Source organism: Nitrosomonas marina (assembly GCF_900111605.1).
Lineage (GTDB): Bacteria > Pseudomonadota > Gammaproteobacteria > Burkholderiales > Nitrosomonadaceae > Nitrosomonas > Nitrosomonas marina_A.
The window spans coordinates 134074-155701 of sequence record NZ_FOIA01000003.1 but is presented as its reverse complement, the minus strand read 5'-3'; the positions used below and the strand labels follow the sequence as shown (position 1 = coordinate 155701).

The 21628-nt window shown below is 45.5% G+C and carries 21 protein-coding genes and 1 pseudogene; 10 read left to right on the top strand and 12 right to left on the bottom strand.

Annotated elements, in window-relative coordinates; translation table 11 throughout:
- From BMY62_RS16665 to BMY62_RS02580, 3 genes and pseudogenes are all read right to left on the bottom strand, one after another.
- Positions 1 to 101: pseudogene (locus tag BMY62_RS16665) on the bottom strand (DDE-type integrase/transposase/recombinase); the annotation flags it as partial.
- An 83-nt stretch (positions 102 to 184) separates the two neighbouring features.
- Complete coding sequence (ltrA, locus tag BMY62_RS02585; RefSeq protein WP_218142922.1) at positions 185 to 1738, bottom strand: group II intron reverse transcriptase/maturase; 1554 nt, start codon at positions 1736 to 1738, stop codon at positions 185 to 187.
- Positions 1739 to 1901: 163 nt separating this feature from the next.
- Entirely contained in the window at positions 1902 to 2300 is a 399-nt protein-coding gene (locus BMY62_RS02580) for a VOC family protein (RefSeq protein ID WP_090656199.1), read from the bottom strand.
- 476 nt (positions 2301 to 2776) lie between these two features.
- On the opposite strand from BMY62_RS02580, the gene BMY62_RS02575 reads away from it, so the two are divergent.
- From BMY62_RS02575 to BMY62_RS02565, 3 genes are all read left to right on the top strand, one after another.
- Positions 2777 to 3898, top strand: a complete 1122-nt coding sequence (locus BMY62_RS02575; RefSeq protein ID WP_090656143.1) for a hypothetical protein — start codon at positions 2777 to 2779, stop codon at positions 3896 to 3898.
- Between the two features lie 268 nt (positions 3899 to 4166).
- Positions 4167 to 5165 carry a hypothetical protein gene (locus tag BMY62_RS02570; protein ID WP_090656142.1) on the top strand — a complete coding sequence of 333 codons (999 nt, stop codon included), beginning with the start codon at positions 4167 to 4169 and terminating at the stop codon, positions 5163 to 5165.
- A 143-nt stretch (positions 5166 to 5308) separates the two neighbouring features.
- Complete coding sequence (locus BMY62_RS02565; RefSeq protein WP_090656139.1) at positions 5309 to 5824, top strand: lipocalin family protein; 516 nt, start codon at positions 5309 to 5311, stop codon at positions 5822 to 5824.
- A 231-nt stretch (positions 5825 to 6055) separates the two neighbouring features.
- Here BMY62_RS02565 and BMY62_RS02560 read toward each other — a convergent pair whose 3' ends face one another.
- On the bottom strand, positions 6056 to 6433 hold the full coding sequence (locus BMY62_RS02560) for a hypothetical protein (RefSeq protein ID WP_090656135.1): 378 nt from the start codon (positions 6431 to 6433) through the stop codon (positions 6056 to 6058).
- A 396-nt stretch (positions 6434 to 6829) separates the two neighbouring features.
- Between BMY62_RS02560 and BMY62_RS02555 the strand changes: the two genes are divergently transcribed.
- The 5 genes from BMY62_RS02555 to BMY62_RS02535 all read left to right on the top strand — a co-directional run bounded on the left by BMY62_RS02555 (position 6830) and on the right by BMY62_RS02535 (position 11639).
- Complete coding sequence (locus BMY62_RS02555; protein WP_090656132.1) at positions 6830 to 7672, top strand: hypothetical protein; 843 nt, start codon at positions 6830 to 6832, stop codon at positions 7670 to 7672.
- Positions 7673 to 7994: 322 nt separating this feature from the next.
- Positions 7995 to 8402: a hypothetical protein gene (locus BMY62_RS02550; protein ID WP_090656129.1), complete on the top strand. Its 408-nt coding sequence runs from the start codon at positions 7995 to 7997 to the stop codon at positions 8400 to 8402.
- Between the two features lie 553 nt (positions 8403 to 8955).
- A complete protein-coding gene (motA, locus tag BMY62_RS02545; RefSeq protein WP_090656126.1) occupies positions 8956 to 9816 on the top strand; it encodes a flagellar motor stator protein MotA in 861 nt (286 codons plus the stop codon).
- Between the two features lie 42 nt (positions 9817 to 9858).
- Positions 9859 to 10791, top strand: a complete 933-nt coding sequence (gene motB, locus BMY62_RS02540) for a flagellar motor protein MotB (protein ID WP_090656122.1) — start codon at positions 9859 to 9861, stop codon at positions 10789 to 10791.
- Between the two features lie 29 nt (positions 10792 to 10820).
- The gene (locus tag BMY62_RS02535) at positions 10821 to 11639 is read left to right on the top strand and encodes a hypothetical protein (RefSeq protein WP_177170268.1); all 819 of its coding nucleotides are present in this window, start codon (positions 10821 to 10823) and stop codon (positions 11637 to 11639) included.
- Here BMY62_RS02535 and cysS read toward each other — a convergent pair.
- Positions 11636 to 13018 (bottom strand): cysteine--tRNA ligase, encoded by a 1383-nt coding sequence (gene cysS, locus BMY62_RS02530; protein WP_090656119.1) that lies wholly within the window; start codon positions 13016 to 13018, stop codon positions 11636 to 11638. The genes BMY62_RS02535 and cysS overlap by 4 nt on opposite strands.
- A 136-nt stretch (positions 13019 to 13154) precedes the next feature.
- Here cysS and BMY62_RS02525 point away from each other — a divergent pair, with 136 nt between their 5' ends.
- Together BMY62_RS02525 and BMY62_RS02520 are read left to right on the top strand one after the other, a co-directional pair.
- The gene (locus BMY62_RS02525) at positions 13155 to 13742 is read left to right on the top strand and encodes a peptidylprolyl isomerase (RefSeq protein WP_090656116.1); all 588 of its coding nucleotides are present in this window, start codon (positions 13155 to 13157) and stop codon (positions 13740 to 13742) included.
- 18 nt (positions 13743 to 13760) lie between these two features.
- Entirely contained in the window at positions 13761 to 14252 is a 492-nt protein-coding gene (locus BMY62_RS02520; protein ID WP_090656113.1) for a peptidylprolyl isomerase, read from the top strand.
- 101 nt (positions 14253 to 14353) lie between these two features.
- On the opposite strand, the gene BMY62_RS02515 is transcribed toward BMY62_RS02520, so the two are convergent.
- The 7 genes from BMY62_RS02515 to trpA form a co-directional block, all read right to left on the bottom strand.
- Positions 14354 to 15532, bottom strand: coding sequence for an O-succinylhomoserine sulfhydrylase (locus BMY62_RS02515; RefSeq protein ID WP_090656110.1), 1179 nt, complete (start codon positions 15530 to 15532; stop codon positions 14354 to 14356).
- Between the two features lie 67 nt (positions 15533 to 15599).
- Positions 15600 to 17120, bottom strand: coding sequence for an amidophosphoribosyltransferase (gene purF / locus BMY62_RS02510; protein ID WP_090656107.1), 1521 nt, complete (start codon positions 17118 to 17120; stop codon positions 15600 to 15602).
- A gap of 71 nt (positions 17121 to 17191) precedes the next feature.
- Positions 17192 to 17713 carry a CvpA family protein gene (locus BMY62_RS02505; protein ID WP_090656104.1) on the bottom strand — a complete coding sequence of 174 codons (522 nt, stop codon included), beginning with the start codon at positions 17711 to 17713 and terminating at the stop codon, positions 17192 to 17194.
- A gap of 88 nt (positions 17714 to 17801) precedes the next feature.
- Entirely contained in the window at positions 17802 to 18506 is a 705-nt protein-coding gene (locus BMY62_RS02500) for an SPOR domain-containing protein (protein WP_090656101.1), read from the bottom strand.
- A 23-nt stretch (positions 18507 to 18529) separates the two neighbouring features.
- The gene (gene folC / locus BMY62_RS02495; RefSeq protein WP_256207397.1) at positions 18530 to 19846 is read right to left on the bottom strand and encodes a bifunctional tetrahydrofolate synthase/dihydrofolate synthase; all 1317 of its coding nucleotides are present in this window, start codon (positions 19844 to 19846) and stop codon (positions 18530 to 18532) included.
- A 67-nt stretch (positions 19847 to 19913) separates the two neighbouring features.
- Positions 19914 to 20786 (bottom strand): acetyl-CoA carboxylase, carboxyltransferase subunit beta, encoded by an 873-nt coding sequence (accD, locus tag BMY62_RS02490; protein ID WP_090656098.1) that lies wholly within the window; start codon positions 20784 to 20786, stop codon positions 19914 to 19916.
- Positions 20787 to 20815: 29 nt separating this feature from the next.
- Positions 20816 to 21622 carry a tryptophan synthase subunit alpha gene (gene trpA, locus BMY62_RS02485; RefSeq protein WP_090656096.1) on the bottom strand — a complete coding sequence of 269 codons (807 nt, stop codon included), beginning with the start codon at positions 21620 to 21622 and terminating at the stop codon, positions 20816 to 20818.
- Positions 21623 to 21628: the final 6 nt, after the last annotated feature.

Genomic DNA, 21628 nt, shown 5'->3' with positions numbered 1-21628 from the left:
GCCTTCATCCGCGAACTCATGCTCCAGCCAACTACCTTTCTGGAAAACAAATCGATTACAACCGCCAAATACAACCAGCCTTGTTGTGTCCAAAGTAGAGTAAGAAGCAGGGCGTAGTCGAACTATTTCCCTGCTTCTCCTCACCGAACCGTACGTGCACCTTACGGCGCATACGGCTCTCCATTCAAGTATGACTCATAGCCATGGCAATATCATGGTAGCGTGAAGTAACGGCATTCCTTTCTTCTTCCCGTATTATATAAGGGTTGGTTTCAGGTTTCCGCCACCGGAATTGAGCTTTGCGACTGGTGACCAGTCGGCGCAACGTTATTCCACATAGATTGCCACTACCGCTGCGGCCAAAGAATTGCCATATTTTGGCTTCTCCTTTAGCTGGACGCCGGATCCATTGCCGCATTAACGACTTAATAGATACCCGGTACTTGCGTGCCAGCCAGTGCGCAAGTTTCCAGAAGATTATTCTGTCTAACTTTCCGTACATGACTGCAGTATAGTCTGTAAATTGGTAGAAGTTGGTCCATCCCGCCAGTTTGCGGTTTAGACTCTCCACCATATCAATCTTGTTCTTGCTGTAATTGCCAGACAGTTCTTTAACCAGCTTATGCGCAAAGTTTCGGAACTTGTCTCTGGGTACTGTTGTAACCGGACGCATCGTACCTCGAGGCCCTCGTTTCCGTATGATGCGATGTCCAAGGAAAACAAATCCATCGTTGACGTGGGTAATATGAGTCTTTTCCATATTCAACGTCAATTTAAGTTTGTCCTCTAGGAGCGCACGGCATTCTTCACGAATGATCTCTGCATGCACTTTGTTTCCTTTAACGACGATTACAAAATCATCAGCATACCGGCAGTAAGCCACTGCTGGTAACCACTGTCGGCTTTCAGCAAGTGCGATGGGCCGTTGGTGTTTGATACTGTTATTCCAATACCCACGATCCCCTCGAGCTTTGTTGCTCAGGAATTTGTTCTCCAGCCATTGATCAAACTCATTGAGCATGATGTTGGACAGGAGCGGCGAGATTACACCACCTTGCGGCACACCATTACTGGCTGCTCGAAACAAACCCTGATCCACGTGACCTGCTTTGATAAATCGCCATAACAACGAAAGGAAACGAACATCCCGAATGCGTCTTCGTACACATTTCATCAGTAACTTATGATGTACTGTATCAAAGTAGCTGGATAGATCGCCTTCAATCACCCAGCGACCTGATGTGCTGGCACCATCTTGCAACTGAAATTTCACTGTGCGTATCGCATGATGCACACTGCGTTCAGGCCGAAAACCATAAGACAAGCGATGAAAGTCGCTTTCCCAGATTGGTTCCATGGCCATCAGCATTGCACGTTGCACAATCCGATCCCGCAGGGTCGGAATACCCAGCGGTCTTTGCTTGCCGTTAGCTTTTGGAATATAGACGCGCCTTGCTGGTTGCGGCTGATAATTGCCGGCCAGTAATTCGCAATGTATCATTTCCAGTTGGTGTTGGAGATCACGTTCCATTGCTTGCTTGTCTATGTTATCCACACCTGGTGTCTTTGCGCCACTCGACGCAAGTGCTACGCGGGCTGCCTCCTGCAACCATGACCGATTGGCAATCATCCTCGAATAAGTGTCAAGTCTGTTTATTAATAACAAATCTATGATGTTTTCTTGTTTGTGTCCTACCTGCTCTTGACCGGTGTCATATGCAAGATCCCCGATTGACACTTGGTAGAATGGATGAATAAGGGTAGGAATGAATTAATAAATAAACCTGAGACCTTGTAAGTTGCCGGTGAGTGGCATGCTGCAGCAGCGGGAGGCTTGTGGCATTGCCACAAACGAGCGTTGCGAAGGCATGTCAGACTTGATCGGATTTGCTAGCCATTTTTTACTTTGGATTTTGATGAAATTCAATAACATTTCTATCCTGGTCACGAATAAACAACATGACTGCCCCATCGGGTAAAGTGATCGGACCTTCTGTGATTTCAATACCTAAATTGCCGAGTTCAGCCTGCACTGCTTTAATATCACTTACGTCTAGCGCTATATGAGTATAGCCCGGGTGCTTTTCGGGAATATCCATCAGCAGATTTTTTGTATTTTCAGGTGCTGCATTTAGAATAAAGTTTATATTTACTCCGGACGGGTGTTCCATGACTGCTACCGGCTCTGGTCCAATTGGACCGATAATGAACTCAAAGCCTAGCTTCTCGTAAAAGGCCCTCGCCTTTTCAAGGCTTGCTACTCGAACACCAATATGATTTATTCCTGATATTTCCTTCACTTTTGCATTCACCTTTTGAAAAAATTTATATATGGCTAACGTTCGTGGGCAGCGGCGCACCACAGGACGTCCGATACCAGTTTGCTGGTATTTTACTGAGCCGTATTATTATATGCATTTACGACTACTCATATGCATATTCACTGTACTTGATAACAAATTCTTTTACTTCTTCAAGTGTCTCTGGATATGGAATCTGTTCACCACCAATACTTTGATCATAAATTCTTTGGAAGCAGAAACCATGCTCTATTAGAAACGCCACATTTTCCATTGTTTTGATTCAGACCCCAATAAATACAAATGCAAATGCAAATGCAAATGCAAATGCAAATGCAAATGTATATGGAAGATTTTCTTCACCATTGAATAAACAGAGCGTTAAAATAGTACGTTTTTGAGTTCATATCATTGGATTTTAGTTTTGACGGCGCAACCAACAAAAAGGCACTCAAATTTACCAAACCACAACTATCTTGCGCACACATCCAGTATGGTCAACACTAGGCTTTTTAAATCATGCCGGGTTTTTGTTGACTGCTTGGCTGTATTGCCTGTCTCCGATACAGATACTAGCGGCACAACCCAAGGCACATATTGCGAAAAACAATTCCGTCCAATCAAAAGAATTACCCAATCTGCAGCTCAAACTACCTGCTGAAAAGGATAAAGTTGTCGACGATGCGTGGATTGATTCCATACAACGCGGCATGACTTTTTCCATTGATGCAACCGCTCGCTGGGTCGATCAGTTTTTTGGTGATCCACGCGCTTTTGATGACCAGCCAGCCATTGCCGGGGAAGGGGCTAAAGCCATCGGTCGCCTTTCGGCAGGACAGGTATGGGACGAATTCGATGGTTTGAAGCCAACCGCCAATTTTAGTTCACGCTTCTATCTACCCCATATGGGGAACAAGTTATCAGCCATTTTTGGGCGCTTCAATGCTGAAGAATTTCTTACCGGTGATGACAGTGCGCGGCTTCCGTTAGTTCGCAGCACAACTGCAGATGACGACTGGCTGGTCGGGGTGGGTTTCGACCCTATAATTCGTGACCATCAGCGCCTATCACTTGGTGCGGGTTTCCGTAAAGGCCTTGCTTTTGATCCGTATCTTCGGGCACGTTATCTAGTGCAAAGGGGGGTAACCGAAAGAAGTCAGGTTCGATGGCAATCGGTTGCATTCTGGCAAATCAACGATGGTCTGGGTGTTTCTCAGCGTCTGGATTATGAAATTGGCATGGGCCAGCGTTTTTTGGGTCGCTGGTCAGGTCGCGGAACATATGCGGAGCGAACAGAAGGTATACGCTGGCGCAGCTCCGCGAGTATTTTCTATCTCCATTCCGAAAACAGAGCCTACGCAACAGAAGCATGGATTCTTGGTGAATCTGACAAAGACGTCGCAGTTGTGGATTATGGCATGCGCGGTATTTACAGAACCCGTTACTTGAGGGAATGGTTTTTCATCGAAGGTTGGGTAGGCACACATTGGCCCCGCGAACAAATCGCGCAGGAACGCAATCCACAATGGATTGTTGGCTTTCAGTTTGAAATTCTGTTTGGTCAACCCATCATACAACGTAGCAGGCTGCGCTTTTAGTCGCAATATGTCCTTAAAAGAAAAAGCGTCAAGTCTGTTTATTAATAACAAGTCTATAATGTATTCTTGTTTGTGTCCTACCTGCTTTTGATCGGCGTCATATGCAAGATGTCCGATTGACACTTGGTAGAATGGATGAATAAAGTTAGTAGTGAATTAATAAACAGACTTGACAACTTGCGATCGAAATCTGTAAACGCAGTCACTATTCGCTTGATCTGTCTGTTTTTGTGTACAATGCAGATAAAGCCTGCTTTCTGCACTTACAATGACGCGCCCGAATTACGATCAGTTTACTTGCAATCTCTGCGGACAAGAATCCCCGGTAACTCAAGATTTTGAGCGTGAAACCGGTTTGTGCAGCCATTGCGGCTCCAATGTTCGTTTTCGCGCATTGATGCTCGCGCTGTCTGAACATTTGTACAGCCAGTCCATGCCACTATCAGCTTTTACGCCTGACAAACAATTCAAGGCCATGGGACTTAGCGATGCTTCTCTTTATGCGGACAAGCTCGCCAGCCTGTTTGATTACACGAATTTCTATTACCATACCAAACCTTTTCTGGATATTCGCAATATCGACCATTTAGCATCCGATACATACGATCTGCTGATTACGTCAGATGTTTTCGAACATGTGCCGCCGCCCCGTCATGTCGCATTTGTCAACAGCTGGCATTTATTGAAGCCGGATGGTTTATTGCTGCTGACCGTACCCTATTCAACACTGCCCAAAACGATAGAACATTTTCCCGCCCTGCATGAATTCGAATTCATTCAGGACGGAAACAGCATACTGCTGGTCAATCGCCGCATAGACCAAACAGTGGAAGTTTATGACAAGTTAACCTGGCATGGTGGCGTGGGATCAACACTCGAGATGCGCATCTTTTCTGAAACTGATTTACTGTACATTCTCTCTGATACAGGCTTTAAAGACATCAAAATCTGGAATGAGGATGTTCCGTTATATGGTATTCACCAGGCCCACTTGAATTGCAGTTATGTCATTACCGCAATTAAAGACGCCAGTGCAACGCCACCAACGGCTGATCAATATGATCCATATATTGACAATATCTATTCACAGGAAACGGCAGTCCTTCATTCGCTACCACACACGCCCGAACGAATCACTGGCGCAACTGCAGAACGTGTCATTGCACAGTGGCGAAACAATTTGCATAAGCCTGCACCCTCTATCTTAGGCAAAGCATATCGCTATATCAAAAGTAAATTTCAGAGCAATAATTCGAACACCGCTTAATCAATTTACTTATCCCGGTGCAATACAGATTACAAGCGCAACAATCGCTTTGTTTTTATCGCAGGTTTCCTTGAATTGAGCAGGCATCTGACATTTGTTTTGGCTATACTAATCCCAGACGCAATATTATCGGAGTCAACAGTATGCGCAGATGTTTTTTGTTACTGATGCTTGTCTCACTGACCGGATGCACGGGTATGCCGGACGGGGTTGTTCCCGTCAGCAATTTTGATAAACAGCGGTATCTGGGTAAATGGTATGAAATTGCCCGGCTTGATCATTCATTCGAACGTGGATTAAGTCATGTTACGGCTGATTATGAACTGCGTGAAGACGGCGGCATCCGGGTTATCAACCGGGGATTTTCAGCAGCCGAGAGCGAATGGAAAGAGGCTGAGGGAAAAGCATATTTTGTCGGCAATGACGATGTTGGTCACCTGAAGGTATCATTCTTTGGCCCGTTTTACGGGTCATATGTTGTATTTGGTCTGGACCATGATCATTATCAATATGCATTCATTTCCGGCTACAACACTTCTTATTTATGGCTACTCTCAAGAACGCCTGTGGTCGGCAAGGACGTGCAAGAGAAGTTTATCAGACTGTCTGACAAACTTGGTTTCGATACGGACGAACTCATATTCACGCAGCAGAATTGACATCAAGCCCAAGTTTAAATGTATCTGCTCCAGTTTGTTTCTGATTTGACGATCACTTTTTTTATCGTGTCTGTCAATTTGGATTTGAGCTGAAATTTATCCCGGATTGGCAACGGACCGGTCATTGTCCACATTGCAGCTGAAATACGCCTGCTTGTTCACATGGTGACTCAGACCAAGCAGCCAAAACCAATCCGGTTACAACGTCTACTCGCAATGTACAGAAGCGAATCAACGCTGCTCAACATCCGGAACATCAATTACATCGTCACCCAGTCCGTCACAACACTGACAGGCGGCAGAATCATTGGGCAGGTCATTCTCGACACAGGCCCTGCAACACTGCCAGCGAGGACCATCAGGACTCAACGCAGTACCCTGCAGCGCTTCTACAATCACTTTGTTAAAATCCAGCTGTGAAATCCCCCTGGCTTCCATCGACTCCGCAAGCGCGACAATAGCCCGCTTCGAAGCTTTACATGACAATTGGCCGTAAAAGGCTTTGTTTTTGGCATCATACCGGGCAGCTTCCGCTGCAACTGGGAAAGTGACCAGAATCGTGCCAAGAAGTACAACAAAAAAATGTAAATATAGATTTCTGACATTCATGATAAATACTCCTAAAGACAAGAAATTCCATAAAAATAATCAGTTCTATTAAGCTCTTTTTTCTGCTGTTCCAGATTACCACTGGCCCAACATTGACACTGTGACAAACTTCACAATCACGTGCTGAATCCACTCGTCAATCCGGGACATTAAACATCTCGTTATACATCTCAGCTGCCTGCACTTCGACACCAGCATTTCAATAGACTCACATTCAGTTTTCCGATATTCCGTTTATTACCTAATTGATAGCCTGTAATTTAAATATAATCACAGACGCTTTCATATACACCCGGATTGAAATCATGAATTCAGTAAAATCCAGGCGTTTATTCATACACATTTCATCAAAACCAGGCAACGGCATTAAACCAACATTAACAAGGAAGGCACACTATGCAGAACGAATCAGACGTAAGACAGCAGCGCGAAATATATGGTGTTGATCATCACACCAAACGGATGATTGATGTTTATAGGCCATGCGATTTTGAGAGACTGCTTCAACGTTCCGGTTTAACAAATGCCGATGGAAGCCCGATTACCATACCTGAATGCGCAAATGAGAGCTCAACCAGGTTCGCCATTGTGGCAGTCAGCGGAACCCTGGAAGAAGGCTTTCCCCTAAGAAAAAACCTTGACTTTATTGAAGACAGTGAAACCGTCAAAGCCGTGTTTCTTGGAAAAGCCTTAATCCGCGGTTTAAAAGCACATCTGGACATCAAAAGTGCCGGGTGGCGAGAATACAGGGCAGAACCTGCCATAAATCCCGTAAATCCGGCAATGATAGCGACGGGCGACAGAAATGATGCAAACATCTATTCCATATATGGGGTTGACCGGCGCCAGCTTGTAGCTGCGTTGCTCAACGAACCACGTTTTCTCAGCATGACACCTGATACGGCACTTGTGGACAGAAATGCAGAGGAGACTTCAGAAACTGTCAAGTCGTTGATAACCAATCAGATTCTCAATGATGGCAGGCCTTCTGTGACTAATAATAATGAAGCAGCGTTTCTGACGGTAGTCTCTGTCTGGCATTCTCGTCATTTTGTGCCCAGCCCTATTCTATATATAAAAAAAGATGGAACCAGAGTCACCGACTTTCCAAATAGCCTGGCCGCTTTTGCAGGTATTTCGGATCGGCTGAGAACTGATGATCCGGAAGCCTATCATGCTGCTGTAGAAGCGGCTGTCAAAAAAGCCGCGAAAGCTACTTCGAGCCAGACGAGCAAATAACTCAGCCTGAACGACTGAAGTTATTGCACATGTATCAGTAACACATTCAGAAACAAGTACCATACAAGCAAAATTCTCATATTTGTACAAGCAATACAGATATCAGCTCGCTCCTGCCCCATACTTGTATCTGCAGCCGGCACCTGCAAAAACCAGTTTGTTGCGTGCAGCAGTCGTACAGTGCGCTGCTGTGAATCTGAATCGGATTATGCACAGAACTAATGGTTTCGCTTAGACAAGAATAATGGTCTCCCCAATTTTTTTTATGTTTGGGGTTGTTTAGAATTGCCGTCGTGCTATACAACTTTTAAGGAGCGCAGCCATGCAAAACGGAACAACACATTTTTTCACTGCATTCGTTTTATTCGCATTTACATATATTGCATTACCAATGAACGCTTTTGCAGCAGAGCAGAATGACATAGCGAACACCGTCGCCATGGAAAACGCCGAGATTGTTGATCATGCAGCGCTTGCACGCCATCACGAAGAACAAGCCAATGAAATGTATGCAAAAATCGAGGAGCAGATCGAGGCCTTGAAAGAAAGATCCCGCAGCAGCTTTTTGGGAAAGCATGGGCGCGATATTAAAAAGCACGTAAAGCACAAAATTCAAGAATATGAAAAGGCTGCCGAGGAAAATCTGGAGCAAGCCGCTTATCACAGAAAAATGGCTGAGGAGCAAAGCTCTCGCCCGGTTTTTGCAGATTCAGGCAACACTAAAAGCTAACCAAATTGATTTTATAACAGCTCTATATAATCAATTTAGAAACCCACTTCGGTGGGTTTCTTTTTGCCCAGGATTCCCACATTTCTCTCTGCCCTCTCTGCCCTCTCTGCCCTCTCTGCCAACAATATCACCCTAATTTGATCGCCGTACAAAAACGATCCTGTTCGATCGGCCCGTCGTTAAAATCCTCAACCGAGTATTGGCTGTTCTGGTGTCACTGCCATTTCTAACAAAGAATCTCCAGACAAATTATTACCCAGGCTTTATGTAGTCAAATATCCCCTCACGCTTTAGTGAATTCCTAAAGCCACAAAATATTCACCAATAATTACTTCAACACTTGCCGGATACGTCTGGATTGAGAGTACAACTGTCTCGAATTCAGAATTACACCTCATTGAATATTAAGCATCTTTTACTACTTTTGGAGAGGCCCAGGAAAAATACGGGTAAATTGCGCGTTTTCTCACCCCTTTATTTTCGAATGCTTATGCTAACTTTGGCACAATTTTTTAAATAATTTCTAATTGACTTTTCCCAAGGACTTTCTGCAATGTTAGTTATTGTCGGTTATCTTATTATCCTGATATCTATTTTCGGCGGCTTTGCACTTGCAGGCGGGCATCTGGCTTCCTTATGGCAACCTGTTGAGATATTGATGATAGGTGGTGGCGCTATTGGGGCTTTTGTTGTAGGCAATTCCAGCAAAGCGCTTAGGGCCACACTTAAAGGCCTGCCCGGGGTTTTCAAAGGATCAAAATACACCAAGGCAGTATACATGGAGCTCATGACATTACTCTATGAAATTCTTGGAAAAATTCGTAAAGAAGGACTTATGTCAATCGAATCTGATATCGATGATCCGCAAAACAGCCCAATCTTTACAAAATACCCAACCATCCTGACAGACCACCATGTTACTGAATTCATCACTGACTATCTGCGTTTAATGGTCAGCGGAAATCTGAATGCACTGGAAATTGAAAACCTGATGGATAGTGAACTCGAAACACATCATCAGGAAGGTGAAGTTCCGATTCACTGTATCGCAAAACTGGGAGATGGTTTACCTGCTTTTGGAATTATCGCTGCGGTCATGGGTGTTGTTCATACCATGGAATCCGTCCATTTACCGCCCAGTGAACTGGGTATCCTGATTGCCGCGGCGCTTGTTGGCACGTTTTTAGGAATTCTCCTTGCATACGGTTTTGTCAGCCCTCTGGCTGCCAAGCTTGAGCATCAGTTGCATGAATCAAGCAAACTGCTTGAATGTATCAAAATCACCTTATTAGCCAATCTGAATGGCTATTCGCCCGTTCTGGCTGTGGAGTTCGGCCGGAAAGTTTTATTTTCCACCGAGCGGCCGTCATTTATGGAACTTGAAGAGCATGTAAAGAAAAGCAAGGCTGAATAAACGTGCATTTAAAATTGAAACTACACTTTAACGAGGCCGTCTATGGTTGAAGATATTTCTCAGCGCCCGATTGTTATCAAGCGAATTAAAAAAGTCGCTGGCGGACACCACGGTGGCGCATGGAAAATCGCCTATGCAGATTTCGTAACCGCCATGATGGCATTTTTTCTGTTGATGTGGTTGCTGGGTTCAGCTTCTCAGGGAGATCTGGAAGGTATCGCGGAATATTTCAGAACACCACTAAAGGTCGCATTCCTGGGCGGTTCAAGTGTTGGTGATGCTACTAGCGTTGTCAAAGGCGGTGGTACCGACTTAACCCGCAGCAGCGGCCAGGTAAAAAAAGGCGAAACTATTGTTGAAAAAAAAGTACTCGATCTAAAAGCCGCCGACGCTGAGCGTGAACGACTTGAATTACAACGCCTTAACCAACTGAAAATCAAGCTTGCAGAAGCTATCGATGCCAATCCTCTTTTAAGGCGATTCAAAAAGCAGTTGTTATTGGATATTACCACTGAAGGATTACGTATTCAGATCGTGGACGAACAGAATCGTCCCATGTTTGCAAGCGGACGAGCGGAACTGCAACCGTATACAAAAATCATTCTGCATGAAATCGGTAAAATGCTGAACGATGTTCCAAACAGGATCAGTCTCTCCGGCCATACGGATGCAACGCCATTCCCGACAGGGGATAAAGGTTACAGTAACTGGGAATTATCCGCAGACCGAGCCAATGCCTCACGAAGAGAGTTGATTTCCGGAGGAATGGATACCAACAAGGTTTTACGCGTTGTCGGTTTGTCCTCAGCAGTATTATTTGATAAGGAAAACCCGTTTAATCCGATTAACCGTCGCATCAGCATTATCGTCATGAATGAAAAAACAGAAAATGCAATTACACAAGAGAATGAGGCTGTTCATGTAAATGACCAGACGAATCTGGATGCGTCGACACTTCTGACGCCCGCAAACTGAAGCAGGGTTGACTCCTGTTGTTTACATACATGCAAACCGCAATAAAAACCCGCCGCAATCCTGTATTGATGGCAGCATGGTCTCAACTGACGGCATTGACTTTCACAGTCGTACTGGTGGCTGTATCACCGCCATTAACAGTCTTTGAATGGGCCGTATTGCAAGGAATCATGGCTGCGTTCATCAACTACATTCTAAAGGCAGACGTCTGGTGGATTCCGATACAGTTATGTTTCCTGCCAGCAATAGTAGCAACGCTTGCCCTTGGGGTTTCACCGCTGTGGTTTGGCCTGGGCTTTTGCGTGCTTTTACTGATTTATGGCAGAACAGATCAAACACAAGTACCTTTATATCTATCCAGTCAGGCAGTTACGCAGGCACTATCCGCATACTTGCCGCAAACAAAGCGCTTTTCTTTTATTGACCTGGGTTGCGGATGTGGCGGTCTCCTCGGTTCACTCAGTAAAACAAGGGCCAACGGCACATTCCACGGCGTAGAAGCTGCCCCGCTGCCCTGTTTCATTGGCAAAGTAAAAAGCCTGCGCTCACAGTCCAACTGCAGCATTCAGTGGGGCGACCTGTGGAAGCAGGATCTGTCCCGATACGATATCGTGTATGCGTATTTGTCGCCGGCGCCCATGAAGATGCTCTGGAAAAAAATATGCCACGAAATGCGCCCGGGCAGTATATTTATCAGCAATACTTTTGTAATACCGGGCGTTGCACCTGACAGCTGTGTTGAACTCAAGGATTTTACTGGTTCAACCTTATACATCTGGCGGATTAATCCCGGACACAACACAGTTTCTGATAAATCACCAGATCTTGTGATATCTTCAAAAAACTAGTTTCTACGCCAGGTTGTTCCTTGTGGACCGTCTTCCAAAATAATACCTGCGTCCACAAGATTTTGGCGTATCGAGTCGGCTTCTGCATACTGTCCGCTTTTTCTGGCTTCCAGTCTTTTTTGTACCATTCTCTCGATCTGTTCAGCAGAAATGGATTCTTTATCGGAATCATCTGGATTATGTTGCAAATATAATTGCGGAGTTTGCTGTAACAATCCCAGAATACTACCCAGCTGTTTGAGTAATGCCGCATGTGAGTTCGATTGCGTTTTATTAACAGCACTGGCCAGTTCAAACAATACCGCGATTGCTTCCGGTGTATTGAAATCATCGTTCATTGCTGACATAAACGTCTGTGCATAATCATTTGTCCAGTCGATTTCATCATTGTTACTGATTTCGAAATCCTTTAACGCAATATATAAGCGATCCAGCGCGAGCTTGGCATCCCGCAAGTGCTGGTCCGAATAGTTTAATGGACTGCGATAGTGAGCGCGCAAGATAAAAAATCTTATAACTTCTGGCTGATAGTTCTTTAGCACCTCCCTTACAGTAAAAAAGTTGCCCAGCGATTTGGACATTTTCTCACTGTCTACGCGGACAAAGCCGTTATGCATCCAATAATTGACAAAAGGATGATCATGCGCTCCCTCACTCTGAGCAATTTCATTTTCATGATGCGGAAACTGCAAGTCCTGTCCGCCGCCGTGGATATCGAACTGCTCGCCCAAAAAGTGCTCACCCATAGCTGAACATTCAATATGCCAGCCCGGCCGCCCCCTGCCCCACGGCGAGTCCCAGGCAGGTTCTCCCGGCTTGGCAGATTTCCATAAAACGAAATCCAGCGGATCTTTTTTATTCGCATCAATTTCAACACGTTCGCCCGCTCGAAGATCGTCCAGTGATTTACCGGATAATTTTCCATATCCAGGAAATTGGTGCACCGCGTAATAAACATCACCGTTATCAGCTGCGTAGGCAAGTGATTTATCGATCAACTTCTCAATCATGGTGACCATATTTTCAATAAAATGAGTAGCGCGCGGCTCATACGTTGGTCGTTCAACACCCAAAGCAGCTGCGTCTTGTTCCATTGCATGAATGAAGCGGCCTGTCAATGATTCAATTGTTTCATGATTCTCCAGTGCGCGCTGAATTATTTTATCGTCGATATCTGTAATGTTACGAACATAGATAACTTCAAATCCACGCGCTCTCAACCAGCGCACAACCATGTCGAAAACAACCAGAACACGCGCATGACCAAGATGGCAATAATCGTAGACTGTCATGCCGCACACATAGATTTTCACTTTTCCGGGCGTTAAAGGAACAAAATCCTGCTTGTCGCGTATTAAGGTGTTATAGATTTTCAACATAGGAAGAATCGATATAATTGTAGAATGGCTTACCTTCTTGATAGAATCCAGAGCGGACACAAAAACTTGGGGAGTATAACATACCCCGTAACGGCTAATTTATCGACTTTTAATCAATCAAATAACAGGAATTACCATGCGCTTAACACAGTTTCTCGCGGCCGCTTTACTCGCTTTCTGGAGCATAACAGCCCATACTGCAAACCCCCAGATACTCATGAAAACAAATCTCGGATCTGTCACACTGGAACTCTATCCGGAAGAGGCGCCGAAAACTGTCGAGAATTTTTTACGCTATGTTGAAGACGGATTTTATAAAAATACAATTTTCCATCGCGTCATAGCCAATTTCATGATTCAGGGCGGCGGTTTCGATACGACATTTCATGAGAAAGCCACTCGCGGTCCAGTTAAAAATGAGGCCAACAACGGTTTAAAAAATGAAGTGGGCACCATTGCGATGGCCAGAACTTCCGATCCACATTCAGCAACTGCGCAGTTTTTTATCAATATAAAAAACAATGAGTTCCTGAACTATACCGCAGCCACCCCAAGAGGGTACGGTTATACCGTTTTCGGCAAGGTTACAGATGGCATGAATATCGTCCATCAGATTGCCAGAACACCTACCGGTTCAGGCGGCCCGTTTCCGGGAGATGTACCCAGGACAATGATTATCATTGAAAATATCTCGGTCTTGAATACCGAAGACAACAGTCAATAACAATAACAGGAAAATATCATGATCAAACTGACAACGAATTTTGGCGATATTACGCTTGAACTCGACGCTGAGAAAGCGCCTGAGACAGTACAGAATTTTTTGAATTATGTCACCAGCGGATTTTATAACAATACGATTTTTCACCGTGTAATTGACGATTTTATGATTCAGGGTGGTGGTTACGAGCCAGGCATGAAACAAAAGAAAACCAGCCCGCCCATACAGAATGAAGCCGCCAACGGGTTGAAAAACGAAACTTATACCATCGCCATGGCAAGAACCGCAGATGTTCATTCAGCCACGTCACAGTTTTTTATCAATGTCACCAATAACGGGTTTCTCAATTACAAAGAACCAACTACCCAAGGATTTGGATATTGTGTTTTTGGCAAAGTCGTTGATGGCCAGGATGTGGTCGATATGATAAAAAAAGTCAAAACAGGCGACCGGAACGGACATCAGAATGTACCGCTTGATGATGTTGTGATTGAAAAGGCTGAAGTTATCTGAATTGTTAATGCACAATTTGCAAAAACAAAAAAACCGGCTTGCCTGTCCTATTCAAACAATAAGTCTGAACTCCATCAATTGAATATACTGTTGATGGAGTGTCAGGACAGACCTCTGGCCAGATCGGCCTGTATATCTTCCACGGCTTCCAGCCCTACCGCGATCCGCAGCAAACCGTCGGTAATACCCGCAGCATCGCGTGCTTCCTGACTGATACGCCCATGTGTAGTCGTAGCAGGATGGGTTAACGTGGTTTTTACATCACCCAGATTTGCGGTAATAGACACCAGCCGCGTATTATCTATGACGCGCCACGCAGCTTCCCTGCCCCCTTTGACTTCAAATGAAACAATACCGCCGCCTGTACTTTGCTGTCGCATTGCCAGCGCGTGTTGTGGGTGGGACTGCAAACCAGGGTAAAAAACCCGTTCAATTTTAGGATGTGAAGCTAGCCATTGCGCCATTTGCAACGCATTTCTGGAATGCGCGTCGATACGTACCTTAAGCGTTTCCAGCCCTTTCAGGATCACCCATGCGTTAAAAGCACTCAAAGTCGGGCCTGCAGTGCGAAGAAAGCCGTAAACACCACCATCCATCATTAATTCACGGCTGCCCAGAACAGCACCCCCCAAAACACGTCCCTGGCCGTCCAGATATTTTGTCGCTGAATGAATGACAATATCGGCACCCAGTTCAATAGGCTTTTGTAAAATTGGCGTACAGAAGCAATTGTCAACAGCAAGCCATACACCCGACTTCCTGGCGATGCTGGCGAGCCCGGCGATATCCGAAATCTCCGTTAAAGGATTGGAAGGTGTTTCAAGAAAAAAAAGTTTGGTGTTTGGTTGGACTGCAGCCTTCCATGCGTTCAAATCAGTTGCAGATACAAACGTCGTTTGAACGTTGAATTTCTTTAATATATTGTTAAACAGGTTAACAGTGGCGCCAAACAGGCTCTGCGAAGCAACAACATGATCGCCGGCAGACAACAGACCCATAATACATGCCAGAATTGCCGACATGCCGGTTGATGTAGCGACGCAGGTTTCCGCACCTTCCATCGCTGCAAGTCTTTCTTCCAGAGCGGTTACAGTTGGATTGGTAAAACGCGAATAGATATTACCGGATTCTTCTCCCGAAAAACGTGCTGCGGCCTGTGCCGCACTATCAAAAACAAAACTGGACGTTAAAAAAAGCGCTTCCGAATGTTCATTGAACTGGCTGCGATGTATCCCTGTCCTGAGAGCACGCGTTTCGGGTTTTAGTTGATCGTCAGACATGAAATATTTTACTCCTGGGCAAACTTGATATAAGACACGCTGTCAACTGGCATGCAAAACAGGCGATCTACTCGGATACTGTCAGACTCAGATCAAGTTGTGTTTTTAATGGCATCTGCCTGCCGGCCCTGTCTCCATTTCTTTTGGTCTCAAGCGTTTCCAGGTACTCTGCTGTCACATTACCCGCTATATAGCGACCATTAAAACAGGAAGTTTCAAAACATGACAATTCCGGCTTGACTTTCGAAACCGTATGCGTCAACGCTTCCAGTTCCTGAAAAATCAGATAATCCGCACCTATTTCACGACAGATTTCCTCTGTATCCCTTTCAGCTGCAATCAATTCCTGGCGCGTCGGCATATCAATTCCATAAACATTCGGAAACCGCACTGGTGGCGAGGCGGAAGCAAAATAAATTTTATTGGCACCTGCATCCCTTGCCATTTGTACGATTTCACGGCTGGTTGTACCGCGTACAATCGAATCGTCAACGAGCAGCACATTTTTTCCTTTAAACTCGATACTCATGGCATTCAGTTTCTGCCGCACTGATTTTTTTCGCTGCTGCTGTCCAGGCATGATAAACGTACGGCCAACATAACGATTCTTGATAAATCCCTCACGAAAATCGACTCCCAGCCGATTGGACAGCTGCAAAGCACTTGGACGGCTTGAATCGGGAATTGGAATAACAACATCAATATCAAGATGGCTCATAGTCCGGGTGATTTTTTCCGCCAGCGATTCACCCATATTCAGTCTTGTCTCGTAAACCGAAACACCATCGATAACGGAATCGGGTCGCGCCAGATAGACATATTCAAAAATACACGGGTTCAGGCTTGCATTTTTCGCACACTGTTGGCTGAAAAAATTGCCTGCTTCATCGATAAAAATCGCTTCCCCCGGTGCGATATCTCGAACCAACTGAAATCCCAGTGTATCGAGCGCCACACTTTCGGACGTAATCAGGTATTCAGTGCCTTTTTTAGTTTCCATTGTTCCATACACCAACGGACGAATACCATGGGGATCACGAAATGCCAGAAGACCATAGCCTGCAATCATGGCAACAACAGCGTAAGCACCAGCGCAGCGCCTGTGCACACCACTGACCGCAGCAAATATCGTTTCCGGATCAAGATGGCAATTTCCAGTCTGTTCCTGCAGTTCATGCGCCAGAACATTTAATAATACTTCCGAATCGGAATGCGTATTGACATGTCGCAAATCGGTCCGAAACAATTCCTGATTCAGTTGCTCTGCATTGGTTAGATTACCATTATGACCCAGTACGATGCCGAACGGAGAATTTACATAAAAAGGCTGCGCCTCGGCAGGAGATTTTGACGAACCGGCAGTTGGATAACGTACGTGGCCAATACCCATGTTCCCATGCAGTGCACGCATGTTTCGGGTTCGAAAAACATCGCGAACAAGTCCAAGCCCCTTGTGCATATGAAACGTATTACCCTGAGCCGTGACGATCCCGCCCGCATCCTGGCCGCGATGTTGCAGCATCAGCAAACCGTCATAAAGCAACTGATTAGCCGGTGACTTGGCGACAATACCTAATACTCCACACATTGGCGTACTCCAAATATGCTGTGCTGGAAAACAAAAACCAACAATGACTGAATGTTCACGACAAAAAACCTCTAATTCTTCTGCTGAGTAAGCTGTTCTTTTTTTTCATAGCTGATACGTTTGGACAAATCGTCCGGCAGCCAGGGCAGCACCTCCAGCGCCACAACTTCCAATGCCGGACTCAGTACGGCTTGACGCCACACTGGCTGCTGCGGCAGGGCCGTCAAGCCAGCTATCAGAACCAGCACCATAACAATAACAAGCGCCCGCGCAAACCCAAAAAAAGCACCAAACGTTCGGTCAATAAAACCCAGGCCAACATTTTTTATCAGTGCATTTAACAGCATGGTGATCAAAACAGAAACTAATAACGTTGCAACAAAAACCACAATAAACGCCGCAATGATGCGTAAAGATTCCCCCCCGATTTCTGAAGGAATAAAAGGTTCAAACTCATAGGCATATGTACTTGCAGCAATAAAAGCAACAACCCAGCCGGCTATGGAGAGAACCTCACGTACTAGTCCGCGAATAATGCTTAAAACAATTGATATAAAAAAAATACACAGAACGATATAATCAAGCAAAGTCATTAGAAAGAAAGCTGAAATCAATAATGGTTATAGATTCATTCTTTACAATCTAAATGAAATAATGAAGTAACATCGTATAAAATTCATTCTATCTGGGATTTACAACGCCATCCAGTCCCTGTCGTCTCAGTTTCTCCAGTTCGCTTTCCGCAGCATTACGACTAGAAAAGGGACCTATGCGTACGCGCGTAACAACCTTACCATTAATCGTATGTGTTTCTGTATATGCATTTAGACCATTCATTCGCAGATTGTTCAGTTGCTGTTGCGCTTTGGACGGATCGGAAAATGCGCCTAACTGAACAACAAACTGATCGGAAGTCTGAACGGATTGTGGGGCATGCTCTGACTGCGCTGGAATTTTCTGGCTGGATGGTGCGCCATGACCTGATTGAGGAGCCAGGGCTAATCGTGGTTTGATACCAGGAATTGGAATCCGGCCAGTCACCATGTGTTTATGGCGCTCTTCTTTTTCACTTATCTGATCATGCGGCTCAAACACCTCGGAAATGTCGGGCGGCATTTCTGACGCCAGCTCTGTACGATCATCGGCCCGATCTGTATTTTGTGGTGGAAACTGTTCTGAAGGCAGGACTAAAGGCGGGATTTCACTAATATCATCCTGAGGAAATAGATGAATATCGATTTCATGTGTCTCCGTATCCGGCTTTGGCTCATCGAATATCATTGGCAGTACAATGATTGCCGTCATGACCAATACAACAGCACCAACCAGACGACGCCTTGCGCGCTTTCTAAGTAACAACTCTTCTTCAGTGATATTTTTATTCATACCAAATGTCCCAGTATGACTGACTATTCTCCATGATGTCGCAAGATTGCGCCCACTGTGTAAAATGAACCGAACACGCAGATTCTATCATTTTTACCTGCATGTTCACAGGCAAATACATAAGCTGAAACAACGTCTTCAAATTCATGAATCGTATGGTTTTCTCTGGTGATTTCCGATTGATTGAGAATTTGCATCAATTCATCAGCATGCGCCCCGCGGGGCGCATCAATGGTAGCGATCAGCCAGTTGTCTATATGGGGTTTCAGTTCTTCCACAACCCCTGCTATATCTTTATCGTGTAACATTCCAAATACTGCATAAGTTTTTCCGGAAGACGGCGCCATTTCCAGCAGATTATCTGCAAATGCAGCGGCGGCTGCGGGATTATGCAAAACATCGAGAACAACCATCGGTTGCACCGAGATTACCTGAAATCTTCCTGGTAATTTTACATTGAGCAGGCCCTCACGTACTGCGTGCATACTGACCTGAAGTTGTTCTCGCAATAATTCCAGTGCCATCAAGCAGGCGCTTGCGTTATATAACTGCTTTCTGCCATGCAATGCAGGCATCGGCAATGCGTGCCGTCGATGATGCTGGCTCCAGAAGCGCCATTGGTTGGTTTCTCTCATAAAACCAAAGTCCTGATGGACCATTCTGATCTCAGCGCCAATTTCTTGTGCATGACGCTGCACACTCAATGGCAGAACAGCATCAGCACATACAGCCGGCTTGTTTTGCCTGAAAATTCCGGCTTTTTCGTATCCAATGGCCTCCCGCGAATCACCAAGATAATCCTGATGATCAAGGTCAACACTGGTCAGAATGGCACAATCGGCATCAAAAATGTTGACAGCGTCTAATCGCCCACCCAGGCCAACTTCGAGTATGGCAACATCAATCTGTTTTGCCATAAACACATGCATGGCAGCAAGCGTCCCAAATTCGAAATAAGTCAGCGAAACACCAGTTTCTATTCTGGCCTGTTCAACAGCTTTGAATGCCTTGAGCAACTGTTCTTCGGCAACCGCGCGTTGTCCGATACGAATCCGCTCATTGTAGCGAATCAAATGCGGTGAAGTATAACACCCGACATGATAGCCAGCTGCAGCCAAAATGGACTCCAGCATCGCGCAGACCGAACCCTTACCATTGGTACCGCCCACAATAATCATCGGAAAACAAGGTATCAATCCAAGCGCTGTACGCACCTGATCGATACGTTCCAGACCCATATCGATCGATTTGGGATGAAGCTGCTCCAGGTAGGTCAGCCATTCGTTCAGATCAACGAACTCCCCATCAGGAGAGATTGCTCCAGTTTTGGATACAGTCACGGAACAAAGTAGAAAAATTAGTGAAACACAGTTCTGAGAATAATTATATTTGTTTCAAAGTGGACTTTTAAGCGGTTACTGGCAAGGGACTTCGCATCAGCAGTGTGCACAGATTTGCGATTTTTTCACGCATGTGTCTACGGTCGACTATCATATCGATGGCACCATGTTCCAACAAAAACTCCGCGCGCTGAAAGCCTTCCGGCAATTTCTGGCGTACCGTCTGCTCGATAACTCGTGGACCGGCGAAACCGATCAACGCACCCGGTTCGGCAATTACAACATCGCCAATAAATGCAAAACTGGCAGATACTCCGCCCATTGTTGGATCCGTTAGAATTGAAATAAATGGTAATTTTTCACGGCTCAGACGTGTCAATGCTGCGGATGTTTTGGCCATTTGCATGAGCGAAAACAGACCCTCCTGCATGCGCGCCCCGCCACTGGCGCTAAAGCAAATAAAAGGCAATTGGTATTCGATGCAGGCGTTGATACCGCGTACAAAACGTTCACCGACGACCGACCCCATCGAACCACCCATAAATCCGAATTCGAATACAGCGGCAACAACAGGTACAGATAATACGCTGCCACTCATCACAATCAACGCATCGTCTTCGTCAATACTGGATTTGGCTTGTGAAAGCCGATCCACGTAGCGTTTACTATCCTTGAATTTGAGCGGGTCAGTAGGCAGAATTTCATCACCTATTTCCTGCCTGTCACGATCATCCAGAAAATAATCCAGCCGTGTTCTGGCAGAAATGCGATTATGAAAATCACAGCGGGGACAAACGTCCAGATTCTTTACCAGATCAGTACAATACAGAACAGCTTCACATGAACCACATTTGCTCCAAAGTCCTTCCGGAACAATTTTCTTTTCACCGTTCTCTTTGCGTTTTATCTTGGGTGGAATAATATTCTGAAACCAACTCATAATGGCAATCTCTTCTGGAAAACGTTAATTTAGTCCCCTTGTTTATCAATAGCTTTGCGCATATCCGCAACCAAATTCCTTACATTATTCAGCAGTTCGTTTTGCGGGGAATGCTCAATTTCTTCGATAATGCGACTGCCAACAACCACTGCATCGGCAAGTTTGGCTACAGCACCCGCCATCGCGCCATCACGTATACCAAAACCAACCCCAATGGGAATAGATACCGCCGCACGCAGTTCTGCCAGTCTTGATTCAACTTCTTTTAGGTCAAGATGAGACGCGCCGGTAACCCCTTTCAATGATACATAATAAATATAACCCTTCGCCAATTCCGCAACCCGCGCTACCCGGGACTGCGCCGATGTTGGCGAAAGCAGAAATATGGCGTCCATATCATGCTGTTGAAGGCAACGCACCCATTCTTCGCACTCTTCCGGCGGATAGTCAACTGTCAGCACGCCATCTACACCGGCTTCTTTTGCACGAGCGGCAAAATGCTCGTAACCCATTGCTTCTATGGGATTTGCATAACCCATCAAAACAACCGGCGTTTGTGCATTTTTTTTTCTGAAATCCGATACCATGGTCAGCACGCTGTTTATCCCCACTTGGTGCTTTAAGGCCCGTTCTGATGAACGCTGTATGGTGGGGCCATCCGCCATCGGGTCAGAGAACGGCACACCAAGCTCGATAATATCCGATCCGGCCTCGACCAAACAATGCATTAGATCAACAGTGTTTGCAGGGCCAGGATCCCCGGCTGTAATAAATGGAATAAGTGCTTTTTTCCGGTTTGATTGCAAAACAGCAAATGTTTGTGCGATACGATTCATTCTAAA